Origin of the sequence: Shinella sp. HY16 (assembly GCF_028534175.1) — a bacterium.
GTDB lineage: Bacteria > Pseudomonadota > Alphaproteobacteria > Rhizobiales > Rhizobiaceae > Shinella.
On record NZ_JAHYXL010000007.1, the window covers coordinates 46,296 to 64,664 of the forward strand.

Genomic DNA, 18,369 nt, shown 5'->3' on the forward strand with positions numbered 1-18,369 from the left:
GCCCCTTTTTCAAGGAGAGCATTTTCATGTCCAACGATCCTTTTTCGCTTGATCCGTCTGGCACCCTCGACATGTTCGGGAATACAGCCCTGTCGTCAGGGCTCGGCCTGGGCGTGACGGCCTTCGGTGGTCTCGCGCGCGAGGCGGCCCCCGAACCTGCGAATGACGACGATCCCGATCCGACGCCGCCTGCGCCCGCACCGGCGCTGCCGATCGCGCCGCCCCTGCGCTCAGCACCACGCCGGCAAGGGGAGCACACGAACTTCTACCTCGATGATGGGGAGGATCGCGGCCTTGCTGCGTCGTGGAAGGAACGTGCGCGATTGAGCGTGGCGGCAATCCTGATCGCCAATGAGATCGAGCGGAACAAGGTCCCCGTCACGCGCGAGCATCAGCAGCGGCTGATCCGTTTCACCGGCTTCGGCGCCTCCGAGCTGGCGAACGGCATGTTCCGCCGTCCGGGCGAGGTGAGTTTCCGGGATGGGTGGGACGATCTCGGCTCGTCGCTCGAAAGTGCCGTCTCGGAGAGCGACTATTCCAGCCTGTCGCGTTGCACGCAGTATGCGCATTTCACGCCGGAGTTCATCGTCCGCGCGATCTGGGCGGGATTGCAGCGCATGGGCTGGCGCGGCGGTCGCGTACTGGAGCCGGGCATCGGAACGGGCCTGTTTCCGGCGCTGATGCCGAGGGCGTATCGCGACAACACTTATGTAACCGGTGTCGAACTCGATCCGGTGACTGTGCGAATCGTAAAGCTCCTGCAGCCGAAAGCCCGGATTATCGAAGGGGATTTCGCGCGCGCCGATCTCTCGCCGATCTACGATCTCGCCATTGGCAATCCACCGTTTTCCGATCGCATCGTGCGTTCGGACCGGCACTATCGGTCACTTGGTCTCAGACTGCACGACTACTTCATCGCGAGGTCCATCGATCTCTTGAAGCCCGGCGCCTTCGCGGCCTTCGTCACCAGTTCCGGCACGATGGACAAGGTTGATGCGACAGCCCGCGAGCATATCGCCAGATCGGCCGACCTGGTTGCGGCCATTCGTCTGCCCGAAGGCAGCTTCCGCCGCGATGCCGGCACGGACGTCGTCGTCGACATCCTGTTCTTCCGCAGGCGCAAGGCTGGAGAACCTGAGGGCGACCAGACCTGGCTCGACGTGGATGAAGTCCGCCCGGCAACAGAAGACGAAGGCGCTATTCGCATCAATCGCTGGTTCGCACGGCATCCTGATTTCGTGCTTGGCGACCACGCCCTGACGTCGGGTGCGTTCGGGGAGACCTATACGTGCCGTGGTCGCGCCGGCGTCGATCTCGAAGTGGCGCTGAATGCTGCCATCTCTCTTCTTCCGGAAGATCGCTACGACGGCGAGCCGTCAGCAATCGACATCGACCTGGAGGACGAGCTCGGGGAGATCGTCGATCTTCGCCCCGGAAAGAGACAAGTTCGCGAGGGCAGCTTCTTCATCGATGCCAGGCACGGCCTGATGCAGATGGTCGAGGGCTCTCCGGTTCCGATCAAGGTTCGCAAGGGGCGGTCTGCCGAGAGGCAGCCAGGCGAATGCCTGTCCGGAAAGCATGTCCGCATCATCCAAAAGCTGATCCCGGTCCGGGATGCTCTGCGGGAGGTGCTGAAGGCTCAGGAACAGGATCGCCCGTGGAAGGATCTTCAGGTGCGCCTGCGCATCGCCTGGTCCTCGTTCGTCCGTGATTTCGGACCGATCAACCACACTACCGTATCGATCTCTGAAGATGAGGAAACCGGCGAGGTTCGCGAGACACATCGGCAACCGAACCTTCAGCCTTTCCGTGACGATCCCGATTGCTGGCTGGTGGCCTCCATCGAGGATTACGACCTCGAAACCGATACGGCCAGACCGGGTCCCATTTTCTCCGAACGGGTGGTCTCACCTCCGGCCACCCCGGTGATTACGTCCGCGGCTGATGCGCTCGCCGTGGTGCTCAACGAGCGCGGCCGCGTCGACGTCGACCATATCGCCGAACTCCTGCATCGTGACCCCGATGCGGTCATCGCCGACCTCGGCGACGCCATCTTCCGCGATCCCTCGGATGGGTCGTGGCGGACCTCCGACGCCTATCTTTCCGGCCCGGTCCGCACCAAGTTTGCGGCCGCTGAAGCCGCCGCTGCGCTCGATACCGCTTATCTGCGTAATGTCCGGGCGCTACAGGAAGTCCAGCCGGCCGATCTACGTCCGTCGGATATTACCGCACGCCTCGGAGCGCCGTGGATCCCGGCGTCCGATGTCGTCGCCTTCGTGTACGAGATGATGGGGGCGGATATCCGCATTCATCATCTGCCGGAACTGGGATCATGGACGGTCGAGGCTCGGCAACTTGGTTATAGCGCCGCCGGCACCTCGGAATGGGGCACGAGCCGCCGCCATGCCGGCGAACTGCTTGCCGATGCGCTGAATTCACGCGTGCCGCAGATCTTCGACACCATCAAGGACGCCGATGGCGAGCGGCGGGTGCTGAATGTCATCGATACCGAAGCGGCGCGCGACAAGCTCCAGCGGATGAAGGATGCCTTCCAGACCTGGGTTTGGACCGACCCTGATCGCACCGACCGGCTGGCGCGGGTCTATAACGACCGCTTCAACAACATAGCGCCGCGCAAATTCGACGGCTCCCATCTGAATTTACCCGGCGCCTCTGGCGCCTTCGTTCTTTATGGGCACCAGAAACGCGGCATATGGAGGATCATCTCCTCCGGCTCCACCTATCTTGCCCATGCTGTTGGCGCCGGCAAGACGATGACGATGGCAGCCGCCATCATGGAGCAGCGGAGGTTGGGCCTGATCGCCAAGGCGATGCTGGTCGTTCCCGGCCACTGCCTCGCACAGGCGGCGCGCGAGTTTCTGGCGCTCTATCCCTCAGCGAACATTCTCGTCGCTGATGAGACCAACTTCACCAAAGACAAGCGTCAGCGTTTCCTGTCGCGAGCCGCGACGGCGGTCTGGGATGCGATCATCATCACGCACTCCGCGTTCAGGTTCATCGGCGTGCCATCCGCCTTCGAACAACAGATGATCCACGACGAGCTGCAGCTCTACGAGGACCTGCTGACCAAAGTTGATGACGAGGACCGGGTCTCCCGCAAGCGGCTCGAGCGGCTGAAGGAGGGCTTGCAGGAGCGGCTGGAGGCGCTTTCCACCCGTAAGGACGATCTGCTGACCATCTCCGAAATCGGCATCGACCAGATCGTTGTCGACGAAGCGCAGGAATTCAGAAAACTCTCCTTCGCCACCAATATGTCGACGCTCAAGGGGGTCGATCCGAACGGGTCGCAGAAAGCTTGGGACCTTTATGTGAAATCCCGTTACATCGAGACGAAGAATCCGGGCCGGGCGCTCGTGCTTGCCTCCGGCACCCCGATCACCAACACGCTCGGAGAAATGTTCTCGATCCAGCGCCTGCTCGGCTACGAGGCGTTGCGCGAGCGCGGCCTGCACGAATTCGACGCCTGGGCCTCGAACTTCGGGGATGAACGCACCGAACTGGAGCTTCAGCCATCCGGCAAATACAAGCCGGTCAGCCGCTTCGCCAGTTTCGTCAACGTCCCCGAACTGATTGCTATGTTTCGGGCCTTCGCCGACGTTGTGATGCCGGAGGATCTTAAAGCGCACGTCAGGGTGCCGGAGATCGCGACGGGCAAGCGGCAAATCCTGACCGCTGCGCCAACGCCTGCCTTCAAAGCCTACCAGCAGATCCTCGAAACCCGCATCAAGGCGATCGAGATGCGCGAGGGGCCGGCGCAGCCCGGTGACGACATCCTGCTGTCCGTTATCACCGATGGCCGCCATGCCGCGATCGATCTCCGCCTGGTCATGCCGGCAATAGATGACGAGCCGGAGAACAAGCTCAATCTGCTGGTCCGTAACGCTTTCCGTATCTGGAGGGAAACTTCGGAGAACAGCTATCGCCGCCCGGACGGCAAAGTCTACGAGCTGCCCGGTGCGGCGCAGATGATCTTCTCCGATCTCGGGACGACCAATGTCGAGAAGACCCGCGGCTTCTCAGCCTACCGCTGGATCCGCGACGAGCTCATCCGCATGGGCGTGCCGACATCGGAAATCGCCTTCATGCAGGATTACAAGAAGACCGAAGCGAAGCAGCGCCTGTTCGGCGACGTCCGCGCCGGCAAGGTTCGCTTCCTGATCGGCAGTTCCGAAACGATGGGCACCGGCGTCAACGCCCAGCTTCGCCTGAAGGCCCTGCATCATCTCGATGTGCCGTGGCTGCCGTCGCAGATCGAACAGCGGGAGGGCCGTATCGTGCGCCAGGGCAATCAGCATGACGAAGTCGATATCTTCGCCTATGCCACGCAGGGAAGCGTCGACGCAACGATGTGGCAGCAGAACGAGCGCAAGGCTCGGTTTATCGCCGCGGCACTGTCCGGCGATACTTCCATCCGCCGGCTGGAGGATCTGAACGAAGGTCAGGCCAACCAGTTCGCCATGGCCAAGGCGATTGCCAGTGGTGATGAGCGCCTGATGCAGAAAGCGGGCCTGGAAGCCGATATTGCCCGGCTTGAGCGCCTGCGCGCCGCCCATGACGACGACCTGTTCGCCGTGCGCCGGCAGCTTCGCGATGCCGAGCGTGAAATCGAGACGGCAAACCGCCGTATCGGCGAAATCGGCCAGGACATCGAACGGCTGGTTCCGACCTCCGGCGATGCCTTCACCATGACCGTGATGGGCAAGCCATACACGGAGCGGAAGGATGCCGGTCGGGCGTTGATGAAGGAGATCCTCACCCTCGTCCAGCTCGGCCAAGAGGGCGAGGTTCACATCGCGTCGATCGGCGGCTTTGATCTCACCTATGAAGGCGAGCGCTTCGGCCGGGGTGACAACTACCACTACCAGACCCTGCTTCAGCGCACCGGCGCGGATTATGAGATCGATCTGCCGGTGACCGTCACGCCGCTTGGGGCCATCTCCCGCCTCGAGCATGCACTCGGCGGGTTCGAAGAGGAGCGGGAACGTTATCGCCTGAGGTTGGATGAGTACCAGCGGCGGCTTTCCTCCTACCAGTCGCGTCAGGGTGGCACCTTCGCCTTTGCCGACGAACTGGCTGAGAAGCGCCAGAAGTTGCGTGAGGTCGAGGAGGCGCTGGCGAAGTCTGCGCGCGGTGATGCCGAGGCCGAGGAAATTGCTGCTTAGCCCCGTTTCTGACGTCGCTTCTGACCTTGCCCTGTCTCGCTCTCGAAGGATAAGGATGGGCAACGCAGGAGCGCCTCAACGGAGAGCGGAAATCTGCTGTCAAGGATGCCAAGATCAGTCAATGGCGCGGATAGAATATTCGAAACTCGGCTTCTGCGACGCACTACCCGAGGAAATTCGCGGGACGATCGAGATGATGGCGCCGCAATTCCTTGCCGAAACCTGGCCCGTGCGGTTTGTCGCGCTGCTGTCGATGTTGGAGGAGATCACAGCTCAGGTGGAGGAAGCTGGTCGTCCGTTTGTCGTCAACAATTGGGTGATCATCGTCAGCGGCTTGCTGGAACACCTGCCACGCGATCTGTCGTCGCCTGAATGCCTGGCCTTGATGCGCCACAGCGCCCTCGAGCCTTTCCGGCAAAGTGCTATGCGAGAGTCACCGTGCTTGGACCAGCACGATGAACTCTTGCGGAGCAAATATCCGCAGTGGTCGGTAGTCGAGGACCTCCTCCGGGAATATGAAACATGGGCTGCGAAACAATCGCTGATAAAACCCCACTAGCAGTGATACGCATACGCAGACAGGCAAGGTCAAGTGGTTCCGACGTCTTCCTGCACCTGAGCAATATAGCCGATCCCGCCTGCCCGGTAATTCAGCCCGGCTTTGCGCCTTCAGTATGTGGTGGAGCGCAAGGACAGCACGGTCACAGCTAAGGATGTCCGCTCTTTATCGGCCACCATGCCCGGCATGGAGACGGATATCAACGACGAATCCGAGAGGGGATAAATCCCTACACCATGGGCCAGGCAGAACCTGCAGGCGCCTTCGATTGTGTGTGCTGCCTCGCGTTTCCCTCACCCGTCTGAAAAAGTAAGAGGAGGAAAGCAAGGAGAAAACCCTTTCGCAGAGCGGTCGACCCGTCGCCGCTGGCGCTCAACCGCCCCCTCCGCAACCCTGCCGGTCGTTCTCGCAAGGCTTCGCCCCGCTCGCCCTGACCGGCAGGGCCGCTCGGGCGCAGTTGCGCCGGTCTGCCCGCCCTGCGGTCCGGGAAATGTCTTCGGAAAGAACTGAAGGCGGACAAGAGCCGGCGATGTGCCGGTTCCGAAACCCCGGAAGGAGCAAATCCCATGCAGATCCTCAAACTCGATCCCCGCGCGCTGAAGGACAATCCCGACGACGCGCGCCGTTCCAAATCGTCGCCGCAGGCTGACGCACTGCTTCTGGCGACGGTGAAGGCGGTCGGCATCATCCAGCCGCCGATCGTGTCGCCGCAGACGGATGGTGGGAACGGCTATATCATCCAGGCCGGTCATCGCCGCGTCCGACAGGCGATCGCCGCCGGCCTCGAGGAAATCGAGGTGATCGTCCGCGAGGCGGCCAACGATAACGGTGCCATGCGCTCGATGGTCGAGAACATCGCGAGAGAACCTCTCAACGGGGTGGACCAGTGGCGCGGCATAGAACGGCTCGTTGCGCTGGGCTGGACGGAGGAGGGGATCGGCGTTGCGCTCGCCCTGCCGGTTCGCCAGATCAGGAAACTCAGGCTACTCGCCAACGTGCTGCCGGCCATGCTCGACCACATGGCGCTCGGCGACATGCCCAACGAGCAGCAGCTCCGCACCGTCGCCGCCGCGGCGCTCGACGAACAGAAAGAGGTGTGGAAGGCGCACAAGCCGAAGAAGAACGAGCGGGCGGACTGGTACAATATCTCCCGTGCGCTCTCGAAAACCCGCATGTATGCGAAGGATGCAAGCTTCGGTGACGATCTCGCCGCGGCCTACGGCATCGAGTGGGTCGAGGACCTGTTTTCGCCGGCCGACGAAGACACGCGCTATACCACCAATGTCGAGGCTTTCCTCGGCGCCCAGCAGGAATGGATGACCAATAACCTTCCGAAGAAGGGCGCGATCGTCGAGGTCAACAGCTGGGGTCAACCGGAACTGCCGAAGAAGGCGGAACGCGTCTACGGCAAGCCGTCGAAGTCCGACCATGTGGCCATGTATCTCGATCGCGACGGCAAGGTGCAGTCGGTTGCCTTCCGCATGCCGGAGGACAGCAAAACGAAAGGCAAGGGCGGCGTCTCCGCGACAGGCGGGCAGGGCGATGTTCTCCATGACGGCAGGATCATCGATACGCCGAAGCCGCGCCCTGACGTCACCCAGAAGGGCCATGACATGATCGGCGATTTCCGCACCGACGCCCTGCATGAGGCGCTCGGCCGCGCGCCGATCGAGGACGACATGCTCATGGCCTTGCTCGTTCTCTCACTTGCCGGCCAGAATGTCCGCGTCGACTCTGGCTCCAACGACACCGTGTTCGGACCGAAGCGTTTCCGGCGCCATGCCGCCCGCCTCTTCTCCGGGGACGGCAAGCTTTCCTTCGATATGGAGACGGTGCGCGTCGCCGCCCGCTCCATGCTGATCGACGTCCTGTCCTGCCGCCGCGGCATCTCGAACAGCGGTGTCGTTTCCCGCATCGCCGGCGATGCCATCGGCGCCGACGGGTATCTCACGAACATGGGCTCGGAAGACTTCCTGTTGTGCCTGTCGCGGCAGGCGCTGGAATCGGCAGCGAAGGAGGTCAATGTCCTGCCGCGTCCAAAGGTGCGCGAAACCCGTGCGGCTTTGGTCGAACACTTCAAGGAAGGCCATTTCGTCCATTCGTCGGCGCTCTTCGCGCCCGATTCGAATGATGTCGCCGATCTGATCAGCCAAGCCGATACTCTTGACGATGATGAAGCCCAGGTTGACGCCGCAGAGGATGGCCTCGACGGCGAGCCCGTTGAGGGCGCCGCGGTCGATGCGGAGACGGATCCAGGCGAAGGCGCTCCGATTGATGGGAGCGTCGTAGATGAAGGTGAAGCTCTCGATCCGTTCGAGGGTCAAGCCGATCTGCTCGACACGTCAGACGATGCTCCTGATGCAACCGATCTCGACGATGAGCAGGAGGCCTATTGCATCGCGGCGGAATAGCCGCACGCCTCACTTCCTTCCGAATGATGTTCCGCCGCCGGTGATCTCCATCGGCGGCGGTTTCGTTTGCGCAACCCTCGAAACTTAGGGAGAACTTGCATGTCCGCGCATATCGCATTCATGGCACCCATCGGCTCGATCATCGCCTGGTCGGACGGCGCGCCGCGGCCACCCGAACGCCATCGCAGGAAGCTGTCTGCATGGCAGAGCAATAACAGCAGCGGCCGCCTGATCCGCAAACAGGGAGAACTTGGCTCAGGCAGCAGCATCCTGCCCGCGAGCTTCACGCTTCATGAAGACGACCAAGGTGCTGCTTGCGTCATCACAATCCGCGTTCATTGGACTTTCTCGCTGGAGACCCGTCTGACGTTCACGATTGCAGAACGCCCTGCCATCGGCAGTTGCCGCGTGTTCGATCGCGCCGGCGACAATGCCGAGCTCGTCCATCTCGCAGCGAACCGCCGAGCCGCAGAGGAATGGCTGTCCCGACACGGCTATCCTCATGCCGTGCTGGAGGTCGTCACTGCGGACGAGGTCGCTGCCGACGTCGTGGAAGGGAGGGCGGCAGCATGAACACCAGCCCTGTCATGACCGAAGCCAATGACACCTCCGGATATCCGGAGGTCTCTTTTGGGCGATCCGCCGATGGCTTTCCGGTCGCCCGTGTCGCCGATACGGCGTTCGCGATGGTGCCCGGCCGTAATGGGCGGCACTATCTTGGCCTCGGTGGTAAGATCGCCCGGCCGCTTGCCGAGTGGCGGCGATCCGACTTCTACGGCCATTCCGGCGAACTCGCCGACGAGGCGGCGTTTCGTGCACGCGTGATCGAGAACGCCGAACATCAGCGCGAACGGCAGGCACTTGGCCGCTGCGAGATCTTCACCCGTGTCCATACGCCCTGGGGAATGCCGCAGCGCACGACCGTCTATGCGCAGGGTATCGAGTGCCATTCCACCGCCGGGCACGGCGGCTTCAAGCTCTCGGCCGAGCGCAACCGAAAGGTTCACCCGCTGCTGCGGTCGAAAGACGGCTTCTATGAGGAGGACTCCGCCTGGGCGATCGTCGCGATCACCTTCCCCCATCTGTTCACCGCGTTCGAACGCCGGTGCGCGGAACGGTCCATCAAGGAATGGTGGCCCGACGCCTGGGAAACGATCTTCGTCACGACCCTTGCGCCGGGGGAGTCCCATGTGAAGGACCGTCGCGCTTTCGAGGCGGCCCATGCCGGTGACTGGATCGTCATCTCCGCCCTTCGCTCCGATCATCATCCCGGCATGATCGAAGTGATCGCCACGCGTGGCGGGAAGCGGGAGCACAATGCCGGGGAACGACGGTTTCTCGTGCCATCTAGTGAATACGAGCCGGGCCGCTTCGGTTTCGTCATCGATGTCGATCGTCATCGGTCCTATGACGGGCCATCGAGCTTTGTCGTCTGGCAGGGGAGGGAGACGTCATGACCCGGTCCCCGGAACGTCAGGAGTTGCTTTTCCGGATGGAAGAGGCCCGCCGCCAGACTCAACGCCAGCTCGACATGATCGACCGGCAGATTACCGCCAAGATGACGGCTCTCATCCCGTCGCTCGGGCGGCGCCGAAGCGGATACCGGCGGGGTAAACCGCCCGCGCCGGAAGCCTTCCTCGCCCGCTATCGCTCCAGTCTGGCGGCGATCACCGCGGAACGGCAGCCGGAGATCGATGCTCTTGCTCGCAAGCTCGCGCGCCAGGAGGCGGCCATCGCCGCTTTCCAGGCGCGACCGGAATTTAATGCTTCCGCTCGGGGTCCGGAACGAGGATGCCGTCATCACCGTCGTGAGAGGAGCGCGCCATGAGGCGCTTCGACGCCGAGCCCCTTCCACCTCTGACCGAGGAAGAGGTGAATGCCCTTCAGCATTATGCCGCCAGACACGGGCGTTCGTGGAAGCGCATCCTGAACAACGCCTGGATGGGCGAAGCGCCCCATGACGATGTCGGGATATTACGCCGACTTCGCAACACGCACGGCCCCACCTGGCTTGATCGTTACCGCTTGCCCAAACGGTAGCGCATCCCGTCAGCGCTTGCGCACGAATTCCGTGCGCAGGACCAGCCCCTTGATCGCGTCGTGGCGGCAATCGATCTCTTCCGGATTATCGGTGAGCCGGATCGACCTGATGACGGTGCCCTGCTTCAGTGTCTGGCCGGCGCCTTTGACCTTCAGATCCTTGATCAGCACTACGGAGTCGCCGTCGGCTAGAATATTGCCGGAGGCATCCCGGACTTCGGCTGTCTTCGCCTTCTCCGCGGCAAGTTCGGAGGCCGGCTGCCATTCCCCGGTTGCTTCGTCATAGACGTAATCGTCGTTGCTCTGGTCGCTCATCTGTCGTGCCCCTTCCCTGGGAGACCTTGCAAGGGTCCCGCATGTCAGGAGCGCATCTATCGCGGAAAGCCGCCGAGAGCAAACCGCCGCTTTCCCATCGAGGGCGCCTCGCAGACCAGCGGACATCAGGAGGGCCGTCAAAGCATTCCGGTCCTGGTGAGCGAAGCTCTTCCGGCAGATGGGAATTGGTTTTGGCGCGCCTTGCCTTGTTTCCTCTTCGGCTCTGGCATCCGATGTCGATCCCTTGGCCGTTCCGCCCTTCGGTTTCGTTGCGGTCTGAACCGGCTGCCGGTCGTTTCAAGGCCGCTGTCGCGCCGCGGGGCGGCCGGTCATGCCGCTTGTCGCAGAGCAGGAACGCGGGCCTCGCAGGTCTCAAAGACCCGCTTGCTCGCGCACCGGCTCCGCTCGATCTGGCCTGCCCGGACCCTGAAACGCCCGGCTTGCGCCGGCTCCTCTTGACCGCACCGAAGGGCAGATCGGCCAAGGGGGCCGAACCGCTTCGGGGAAACCGAGAAGGAAACCACCATGACAAAGTCCGCAACCCAGTCCCGCCAATCCGCCCGAGTCGTCCAGCTCCGCAAGGGCGCCACCATCGAAATGGTCCGCCTCACATGCCCCGATGAAGCGCAGGCGCTCCGGATCGCCGAGAGCTTCGGGACCGCCATTCTCGACAGCGACGGCATCCGCGACATGCACGAGCGCCTGATCATCGAAACCGCCACAGGACTCTCCGAGGGCTTAAGCGAACGGGCGATGCAGATCCATCTGCAGCGCATCGTTGGAGCGTATGTCGGATCCGCTCATGGCGCGGGCCAGTTCTACTCCCGCGCCGTCAGCGAGGCGCGTGACGCCACCGCTAAGGGTGTCGCCGATGCGCGCGACGAGGATCTCGACGGTCCCGTCGGCTATGACAGCGCCGCCCAGCGCAAGCGCGAGTTCGCGGCCGACATGGGCGTTCAGGCGCACGCGCTGCGGATGGCCGCCGAAAGTGCCGTCGCCGCCTACGAGCAGATCGTTGGCGAAGCATGGAAGCCCTTCGACCGGCCTGTCGACAATCCGGGCCAGTCCCTCGACCGCAAGGCGGCCGCGGCGCAGATGTCGGCCTTCGATTGAGGCCGACCTGGCGGAGCTTCGGCTCCGCCTTCATCGTATCCAGGAAGAAGCCGTCTCCTCACGGGGGGCGGCTTTTCGCGTTTCGACGTCGCGGCGAAGTCGCATCAGGAGAGGTGAGCGAGAGAAAGAAATCGGGGCGAGAGACAGGCGCCATCGCGGCCCGTCCCTTCTGTCGGTCCTGCAGGAGCCGGCGGCAGGCGCAACGGCTACGCCGTCCTTCTCTTCGTTCCGGCCGTTCCGGTGCGCATGCCGCCCGACCGCTCCTGCCATCGACCCTCCGCGACGGGGCCGCGATGGGCGCGGCCTCACACGGAGGTCAGAAGGATGAGCAGGAAATCAGCAAGCGCGAGGATTGACATCTATGCGCGGATCACGGAGCGCATTGTTGCCGATCTGGAGAAGGGCGTGCGCCCGTGGGTGCAGCCCTGGAGTGCCGGCAACATGTCCGGCCGGATCACCCGGCCGCTGCGCCATAACGGCCAGCCATATACGGGGCTGAATGTCCTCCTGCTCTGGTCCGAGAGTATCGCCAGCGGGTTCATGTCGGCGACTTGGATGACGCTGCGCCAGGCGAACGAACTCGGCGCCCATGTTCGCAAGGGCGAGAGCGGCGCGACCGTCGTCTACGCCAGCCGCTTCACGAAGACCGAGAAGGATGCCGGCGGCGGTGAAGTCGAGCGCGACATACCGTTCCTCAAGGCGTACACGGTGTTCAATTGTGATCAAATCGAGGGGCTTCCGGATCACTACTATCACCGCCCGGAACCGGGCGCAGAGCCGCTCGGGCGCATCGAGTACGCGGACCGCTTTTTCGCCAACACGGGCGCGGTGATCCGGCATGGTGGGTCACAGGCCTTCTATCAGCCATCCAGCGATAGCATTCAGATGCCGGGTTTCGAGACGTTCCGGGATGCCGACAGTTATTACGCCGTCCTCGGACATGAGGTCACCCACTGGGTCGGCGCAAGCCACCGGCTGAATCGGGATTTGAGCCGCTATCACAAGGATCGCACGGATCGCGCGCGCGAAGAGCTTTGTGCCGACATAGGGGCATGTTTCCTCTGCGCCGATCTCGGAATCGTGCCCGAGCTGGAGCCGCGGCCCGATCACGCGAGCTATGTGGCCTCGTGGTTGAAGCTGCTCGACGGTGACCGCCGGGCAATCTTCCAGGCGGCCGCACATGCGCAACGCGCTGTCGCCTATCTTCATGACCTCCAGCCGAATGCGGAGCGGAAGGCTGCCTGATGGTGACGCTCCGAACATCGATGGGGAGGGCGACCGGCCTTCCTCATCCGGCCGTGCGAGCTTCGATTCATCTGTTGGAGAAACCTTGCAGATATGGGCGAGCCGATCTACATTATTTCTTGAATTTATCTACATGGAGTGACCCATGCCGATCAACGTCAACAATCCTGAAGCGGACGCGCTCACGCGCAAGTTCGCGCATATGGCTGGCGTCAGCATTACTGATGCGATCGTGATTGCCATGAAAGAGGCGATCGAACGCCGCCGTCACGAGGAGACGCCGCTGCAAACCGCTGCCCGGCTCCGCGAACAACATGGCGTCAAACTCGATGAGGCTCAGAGACAGCCGCTTCCGCACGAAGCCTACGACGAACTGTGGGAAAGCTGATGTTCGTCGATGCCTGCGCCATCATAGCGCTCCTCTCCGACGAGCCGGAAGCGGAGCGTGTCTCCAATGCGATCGCGTCCGCGAAGGTCGCCTTCACATCCCCGGTTGCCGTGCTTGAAGCGGTGCTCGGCCTTGCCCGCTCCGACAAGTTCGGCCTCGCCGTGGCGGAGGTAGAACCGATCGTCATCGAGTTCCTCGATGAGCGCGGAATCGAAATCCGCGATCTCCCGCCTGCGGACGCGACTACCCGGATCGCTCTTTCCGCCGCGCATCGCTATCGCGCGGGCCGCCGGGGCCTCAATCTCGGTGACTGCCTGCATTATGCATGCGCCAAATATTATAACGTACCCATTCTGGCGACGGCAGATGAGTTCAGACAGACAGACGTCGACACCGTACCCTGACGCGGCCGGCCATGATGGCTGGTTTCGGGCGAAGGTGCAGGAGGCCTTGGAAGATTCCCGGGCCGACACTCCCGACGAGAGGGCCGAAGCTCATTTCGCCGAGCGACGTCTAACGGCGCGGTGCAGTGTCGGCGATCGTCACGTGTAGGCCCTTCTGATCGGGCGGGCGAAGTCGGCAGGCACGCGGAACGAGCCCCGCCGCGCGACGGCGGATCTGGTGTGGTCGATATAGGCATGCCGCGAGCCTGTTGGTTTCGAAGCGCTCCCATTCCTTCCTCTCGACCGCCCTCCAGGGAGGTGCCGTGAAACCCGGGTTGCCCGCTTGTCCGAGGATACGCGCGCGATGGAAGAGCCGCCATAAGATCGGCGCCGACCAGCGCATTCGTCATGGACATGATGCGGATGGGGCGTCGGTGAGGGATCGACGGACACGGCGAGCCGTGCGGACGGGAGCCATCGTGAGAGAGCGGTGCCATCACCGCGGTCGCCGTCGGGGATCGCCGATGAACTCCGGGCCATGATCGGTGTTCCTTGCTCGATTGAAGCGGGCCACACCCACGCAGACCTCGATGGATCTGGTGTGACCGAAGGACGACTTCGTCTCGATCGCCATCCCGCAACGGCCGTCCGCAACTTTCTTCCCCTGCGAACTGCGTTCGCATTCCTCGCGGTAACCAAGAAAGCCGCTCCCGGCCGTCCTCCACTCACGTTCCGGCCCCCCGGGGTGCGGCGTCGATCGCCATCGGTCCTTACACCGCCATCGAGGCCGCGGTGGGCGCGGCTCGAGCAAACCGGAAAGGATCACGACAATGGCAGTCATCGGCGAATTCACCACCAACGGCAACAACTCGATCATCGGCAACGTGCGCACGCTCACGGTCAGCATGCGGGTCCGCCTCAACCCCATCGAGCGCGTCTCGCGCGACGCCCCGGACTTCCGTATCACCGCCGGCAACGGTGTCGAGGTCGGCGCAGGCTGGAAGGCGGTCTCCAACGACGGCGAGGAATATATCTCGGTCAAGCTGGACGACCCGAGCTTCAACGCCCCGATCACCGCGGCCCTGTGGCCGAGCGAGAAGGAAGGCGAATACGCCCTCATCTGGAACCGCCCGAAGCGGGAGGCTTGATCGCCACGCCCAGGAGCTCCGCCACCGGGCGGGGCTCTTCTTCTTATGTCGCCTGAGGAAGCCGGTCGCGGGCATCGAGCCCGCTTCCGGCCTTTCGGGTGCCATCCGGAGAGCTGGGGGGTCTGCTCAGTTCGTCCGAGAATGCCATGGCGGACCGAAGGCGTCCAGCACGAGCGGTACCCCCAAAATGCTGGCGCATTTCGGCTCCCCCGCTCGCCGCCTCCGGCGGTCGCGTTCCGCGATCCTGGACTCCTCCGCTCCGCGATGACGCGCGGCGTCGTCTTTCACAAGCGTCAAGGAGACGACGATGACGATTTCTCTCGAAATGCAAATCGAGGAACTGAAAGCTGAGCTCAGGGCCGTTCTGGACGCGAGCGAGCGCTGCCAGATTGCGGTGGAGCTGGAACTGGCGCAGGCCGAGCTTGCGGCCGTTGAGGCCGAACAGGACGGCCGTATCAGCGGGGAGCCTCCTTTCTAGGAGACTTCCATAGGGCTGCCGATCTCAGCAGCCCACTCGCCTCAGCCGTTCAGTGCGTCCTTGACCGCCTTGCCGGGCGTGAACGTCAGCTTCTTCGAAGCGGCGATCTTGATCGTCGCACCGGTTGCGGGATTGCGGCCCTCGCGTTCCGGCGTGTCCTTGATCTTGAACTTGCCGAAGGATGGGATGGAAGTTTCCGCGCCGCTCTTTGCCGCCTCTGCGATCTGGCTGAACACGCTTTCGACGATGGCCTTGGCCTGTGTCTTGGTCAGGTTCTGCTCAAATGCGATCTTGTCGGCGATTTCGTTGGTGGTAGTCATGAAGGACAGTCTCCTCTGCTGGTGGTTGTCCTTCAGCTATGACGATGAAGACGCGGCGCCGATAGAGGCGCGAATGCTGGAAGTGTTGGCAGATGCGAGAAAACCACAGGAAACAAGCAGGCTCGGGCTGTTCAAGGTCTGTTATTTGGCGCGGTGGGCGTCGCGATAGCCCCGCTTTCGTTTCGTGCGCTCCAGGCGCGATAGCGCCCTGTCTGCATCCTCTTGGCCGTCGAAGGTTTCCATCATCGTCTGGCCGCTAGATCCGATCCGGCCCCAGTTGCGGATGACGGAGGCGCCGCCGAACAGCGTCGGCTGGATCGCAAGCGTATAGAAGCGACGCATGTTCCGGGCCGCGTCGATACGGTGAAGATGAATCTGGCCTGTCCCCTCGTTTTCCATGATTGGATTCTCGCTTCGTTTTGAAGCAGCGTCCAACGACTTCCATGAATCGATCCTGCGTGATTGATTCATCTCGCTGATGGTTTTCCCCTCCGGAGGTAGAGGGGCGTGGGCGAGGCGGCTTTGCCGCACGGCTCTATGCGCTGAAGCGCACCGAACCCGCCAAGCGGTTTCGTCCCATGCGGGTTTCGATCCTCTCGCGGACCGGCTCGCCGCCGGCACCTGGTTGCGCGGGTTCAGGCGCTGCTGTCATTCCCTTTTTGCCCTTCACGATGAAACCTGTTCTGCCCGACACAGGCTTTCATGTCCTCGCGCCGGAACCAGATCGCGCGACCGCATCTGAGCGGTGGATTGCCTGCCGTGAACACGATCTGCTCGTCGCTGCGCATGCGCAGGACTTCGTGCGGCATGATCAGCGGCCGGCGGCTGAGCTGTTTTGAGCGCGAGCGCGACGAACCCTTCATGCCGGTGGAGCGGTTTGTCTGGTCGACCTCGACCGTGGTGTCGCCGCAGCGCTTCGAGATGTAGTCGGCCGTGTCCGGATCATTGATCGCAGCGAACGAGATCCACGATGCGGACTCGAACCATTTGCTGGTCGCGTCACGGCCGCCATAGGCCTCGCGCATCTGGCCGATCGACTGGAAGATCATGGTGAGCGTGATGCCGTATTTCCGGCCAGCGTCGCGGGCCGTTTCAAGGATGCGCAGATAGCCGAGGCGGGCGACCTCGTCGAGCAGGAAGAGCGTGCGCCCCTTGACCGCGCCATTCCGGTTGTAGATGGCGTTCAGCAGCGAGCCGATGACGACGCGTGCCAGTCCCGGATGGGCTTCCAGCACCTTCAGATCGAGCGCGATGAACAGGTCCGCTTCGCCTCCAGCGAGATCGTCGGTCGAGAAACTGTCGCCCGACACGAGCGCCGCATAGTTCGGATAGGAGAGCCAGTGTGTTTCCTTGACGGCATTGGCGTAGACGCCGGAAAACGTCTCCGGCGTCATGTTGACGAAGACGGCAACGTTCTCCTTCACGAATTCGGACTCGGACTGCTCGTAGATCCGCGTCAGGCGTTCGCGCAGCTTCGGCTCCGGCTCCGAGAGATTGGCCCGGACGCGGCGCAGCGTCTGGTCTTTCTCGTCCGTATGCCCGGAGAGACAAACGTCGGCGATCAGCGCCGTCAGGAGCTGCATGGCGGATGCGCGGAAGAAGTCGTCGCGGGCCGATGCGGCACGCGCATTGTCGGTCATTATCCACGTCGCCACCGCGACGATGTCCTCTTCCTTCGTGTTGCCGTGGCGGCCGATCCAGTCTAGCGCGTTGAAGCCGATCGCGGGCGTGGCAGGATCGAGCACGATGACGTTTCGGCCCGCCTTGCGCCGGTGATCGACGACCATCGGTGCAACTTCGCTCGATGGGTCGAGCACGACGAGGCCGCCACCCCATTTGAGTGCGGTCGGGATCGTCACGGATGTCGTCTTGAAGCCGCCCGAACCGGCGAAGACGATACCGTGCGACGAACCGAACGAGCCGTCGAAACACAACAGCGGAGATTTCCCGCCGGCGCCCCAGCTCTGCGTCTCACCGGCGCGAAACGGCATCGCCGCCACGCTGTCCTTGTCGACGCGGTAGCGTTCACCGATCACGATGCCGCCGGCATCGGGAAACAGCCTGGCGGCGTCTCCCATCTTCATCCAGTCGGCCTCGCCGTGCACGGCTCGCTTCCCCGCGATCCGCCGCGGCGTTGCTTTGGCAAAGGCGGCGTTCCCCCTGATCGCGACGCGTAGCGCGAAGATCCCGGTAAGGACGGCTGCGAATGCCCCGAGCATCGCCGACGGATCGGTATAAGCGAAAACCGACTGGCCGTGAGGCATCCGATCGGCAAGAGCAAAGAGCCGCCACCCTTCGCGTGCGATCGCCGCGATGCAGACGATTGAAGCGCCTGCCAGTACGCTCAAACCGGCTGCCTTGATGTTTGCCGCGCCCGCCGTCGCGAACAGGGCAATGACGCCGATCGCCGCCGCCGCCGCGTAGGGCAGGGCGAGGCCGATCCGTCCGAGCAACAGCTTCGCCCGAGGCGATGCTCCGAAACCCGATAGCCAGGTCTCGATTCCTGATATCGCCAACATGGCTGCGATCATGAATGCCGCTGGCAGGATTGTGAGAAGGAGCCTATTCATTCATTACCGCGACCGAACGCCTCGGCGCCGATTGCAGTCAACCGCGAGCGCTCGACTTCGTCGCCGCGGATGCGCCCCGCGGCATCGATCAGCAGCCCCAGCAGCAGCGCCCTTTTTTCGTAGCGCAGGCCGGCCTTCACGATCAGACCGCCGAGCTCGATTTTTTCGCGCGTGTCTTTCTTGCGGGCATCGGTCGATGTCGTTCGCCGCATGCGC

18 protein-coding genes are annotated in these 18,369 nt (G+C 63.1%); 13 read left to right on the forward strand and 5 right to left on the reverse strand.

Annotated elements, in window-relative coordinates; all coding sequences use genetic code 11:
- The first annotated feature begins 26 nt into the window (after positions 1 to 26).
- From K0P03_RS32945 to K0P03_RS32975, 7 genes are all read left to right on the forward strand, one after another.
- On the forward strand, positions 27 to 5,183 hold the full coding sequence (locus K0P03_RS32945; RefSeq protein ID WP_272791897.1) for a DEAD/DEAH box helicase family protein: 5,157 nt from the start codon (positions 27 to 29) through the stop codon (positions 5,181 to 5,183).
- Between the two features lie 121 nt (positions 5,184 to 5,304).
- Positions 5,305 to 5,742, forward strand: a complete 438-nt coding sequence (locus K0P03_RS32950) for a hypothetical protein (protein WP_272791898.1) — start codon at positions 5,305 to 5,307, stop codon at positions 5,740 to 5,742.
- A gap of 566 nt (positions 5,743 to 6,308) precedes the next feature.
- A complete protein-coding gene (locus K0P03_RS32955) occupies positions 6,309 to 8,153 on the forward strand; it encodes a ParB/RepB/Spo0J family partition protein (RefSeq protein ID WP_272791899.1) in 1,845 nt (614 codons plus the stop codon).
- 99 nt (positions 8,154 to 8,252) lie between these two features.
- Positions 8,253 to 8,726 (forward strand): hypothetical protein, encoded by a 474-nt coding sequence (locus K0P03_RS32960; protein WP_272791900.1) that lies wholly within the window; start codon positions 8,253 to 8,255, stop codon positions 8,724 to 8,726.
- On the forward strand, positions 8,723 to 9,610 hold the full coding sequence (locus K0P03_RS32965; protein WP_272791901.1) for a DUF7007 domain-containing protein: 888 nt from the start codon (positions 8,723 to 8,725) through the stop codon (positions 9,608 to 9,610). Before K0P03_RS32960 ends, K0P03_RS32965 begins: the two co-directional genes overlap by 4 nt.
- The gene (locus K0P03_RS32970; RefSeq protein ID WP_272791902.1) at positions 9,607 to 9,981 is read left to right on the forward strand and encodes a hypothetical protein; all 375 of its coding nucleotides are present in this window, start codon (positions 9,607 to 9,609) and stop codon (positions 9,979 to 9,981) included. Before K0P03_RS32965 ends, K0P03_RS32970 begins: the two co-directional genes overlap by 4 nt.
- Entirely contained in the window at positions 9,978 to 10,193 is a 216-nt protein-coding gene (locus K0P03_RS32975; RefSeq protein ID WP_272791903.1) for a hypothetical protein, read from the forward strand. Before K0P03_RS32970 ends, K0P03_RS32975 begins: the two co-directional genes overlap by 4 nt.
- 9 nt (positions 10,194 to 10,202) lie before the next feature.
- Here the strand turns inward: K0P03_RS32975 and K0P03_RS32980 are convergent, their stop codons facing one another.
- Positions 10,203 to 10,508, reverse strand: coding sequence for an alkylphosphonate utilization protein (locus tag K0P03_RS32980; RefSeq protein WP_272791904.1), 306 nt, complete (start codon positions 10,506 to 10,508; stop codon positions 10,203 to 10,205).
- A gap of 525 nt (positions 10,509 to 11,033) precedes the next feature.
- Here K0P03_RS32980 and K0P03_RS32985 point away from each other — a divergent pair.
- From K0P03_RS32985 to K0P03_RS33015, 6 genes are all read left to right on the forward strand, one after another.
- Positions 11,034 to 11,621, forward strand: coding sequence for a hypothetical protein (locus K0P03_RS32985; RefSeq protein WP_272791905.1), 588 nt, complete (start codon positions 11,034 to 11,036; stop codon positions 11,619 to 11,621).
- A gap of 324 nt (positions 11,622 to 11,945) precedes the next feature.
- Positions 11,946 to 12,866: an ArdC family protein gene (locus tag K0P03_RS32990; protein WP_272791990.1), complete on the forward strand. Its 921-nt coding sequence runs from the start codon at positions 11,946 to 11,948 to the stop codon at positions 12,864 to 12,866.
- Between the two features lie 145 nt (positions 12,867 to 13,011).
- Positions 13,012 to 13,254 carry a type II toxin-antitoxin system VapB family antitoxin gene (locus tag K0P03_RS32995; RefSeq protein WP_272791906.1) on the forward strand — a complete coding sequence of 81 codons (243 nt, stop codon included), beginning with the start codon at positions 13,012 to 13,014 and terminating at the stop codon, positions 13,252 to 13,254.
- Positions 13,254 to 13,658 (forward strand): type II toxin-antitoxin system VapC family toxin, encoded by a 405-nt coding sequence (locus tag K0P03_RS33000; protein ID WP_064334948.1) that lies wholly within the window; start codon positions 13,254 to 13,256, stop codon positions 13,656 to 13,658. The genes K0P03_RS32995 and K0P03_RS33000 overlap by 1 nt, the downstream gene beginning before the upstream one ends.
- An 809-nt stretch (positions 13,659 to 14,467) precedes the next feature.
- Positions 14,468 to 14,785: a DUF736 domain-containing protein gene (locus K0P03_RS33010; RefSeq protein ID WP_210057624.1), complete on the forward strand. Its 318-nt coding sequence runs from the start codon at positions 14,468 to 14,470 to the stop codon at positions 14,783 to 14,785.
- 307 nt (positions 14,786 to 15,092) lie between these two features.
- Complete coding sequence (locus K0P03_RS33015) at positions 15,093 to 15,263, forward strand: hypothetical protein (RefSeq protein WP_272791908.1); 171 nt, start codon at positions 15,093 to 15,095, stop codon at positions 15,261 to 15,263.
- Between the two features lie 41 nt (positions 15,264 to 15,304).
- Here the strand turns inward: K0P03_RS33015 and K0P03_RS33020 are convergent, their stop codons facing one another.
- From K0P03_RS33020 to traD, 4 genes are all read right to left on the reverse strand, one after another.
- On the reverse strand, positions 15,305 to 15,583 hold the full coding sequence (locus tag K0P03_RS33020; RefSeq protein ID WP_272791909.1) for an HU family DNA-binding protein: 279 nt from the start codon (positions 15,581 to 15,583) through the stop codon (positions 15,305 to 15,307).
- Positions 15,584 to 15,724: 141 nt separating this feature from the next.
- Positions 15,725 to 15,982 (reverse strand): WGR domain-containing protein, encoded by a 258-nt coding sequence (locus K0P03_RS33025; protein ID WP_114048293.1) that lies wholly within the window; start codon positions 15,980 to 15,982, stop codon positions 15,725 to 15,727.
- A 236-nt stretch (positions 15,983 to 16,218) separates the two neighbouring features.
- Positions 16,219 to 18,153 (reverse strand): Ti-type conjugative transfer system protein TraG, encoded by a 1,935-nt coding sequence (gene traG, locus K0P03_RS33030; protein WP_272791910.1) that lies wholly within the window; start codon positions 18,151 to 18,153, stop codon positions 16,219 to 16,221.
- Positions 18,150 to 18,365: a type IV conjugative transfer system coupling protein TraD gene (traD, locus tag K0P03_RS33035; RefSeq protein ID WP_272791911.1), complete on the reverse strand. Its 216-nt coding sequence runs from the start codon at positions 18,363 to 18,365 to the stop codon at positions 18,150 to 18,152. The genes traG and traD overlap by 4 nt, the downstream gene beginning before the upstream one ends.
- Between the last annotated feature and the right edge of the window lie 4 nt (positions 18,366 to 18,369).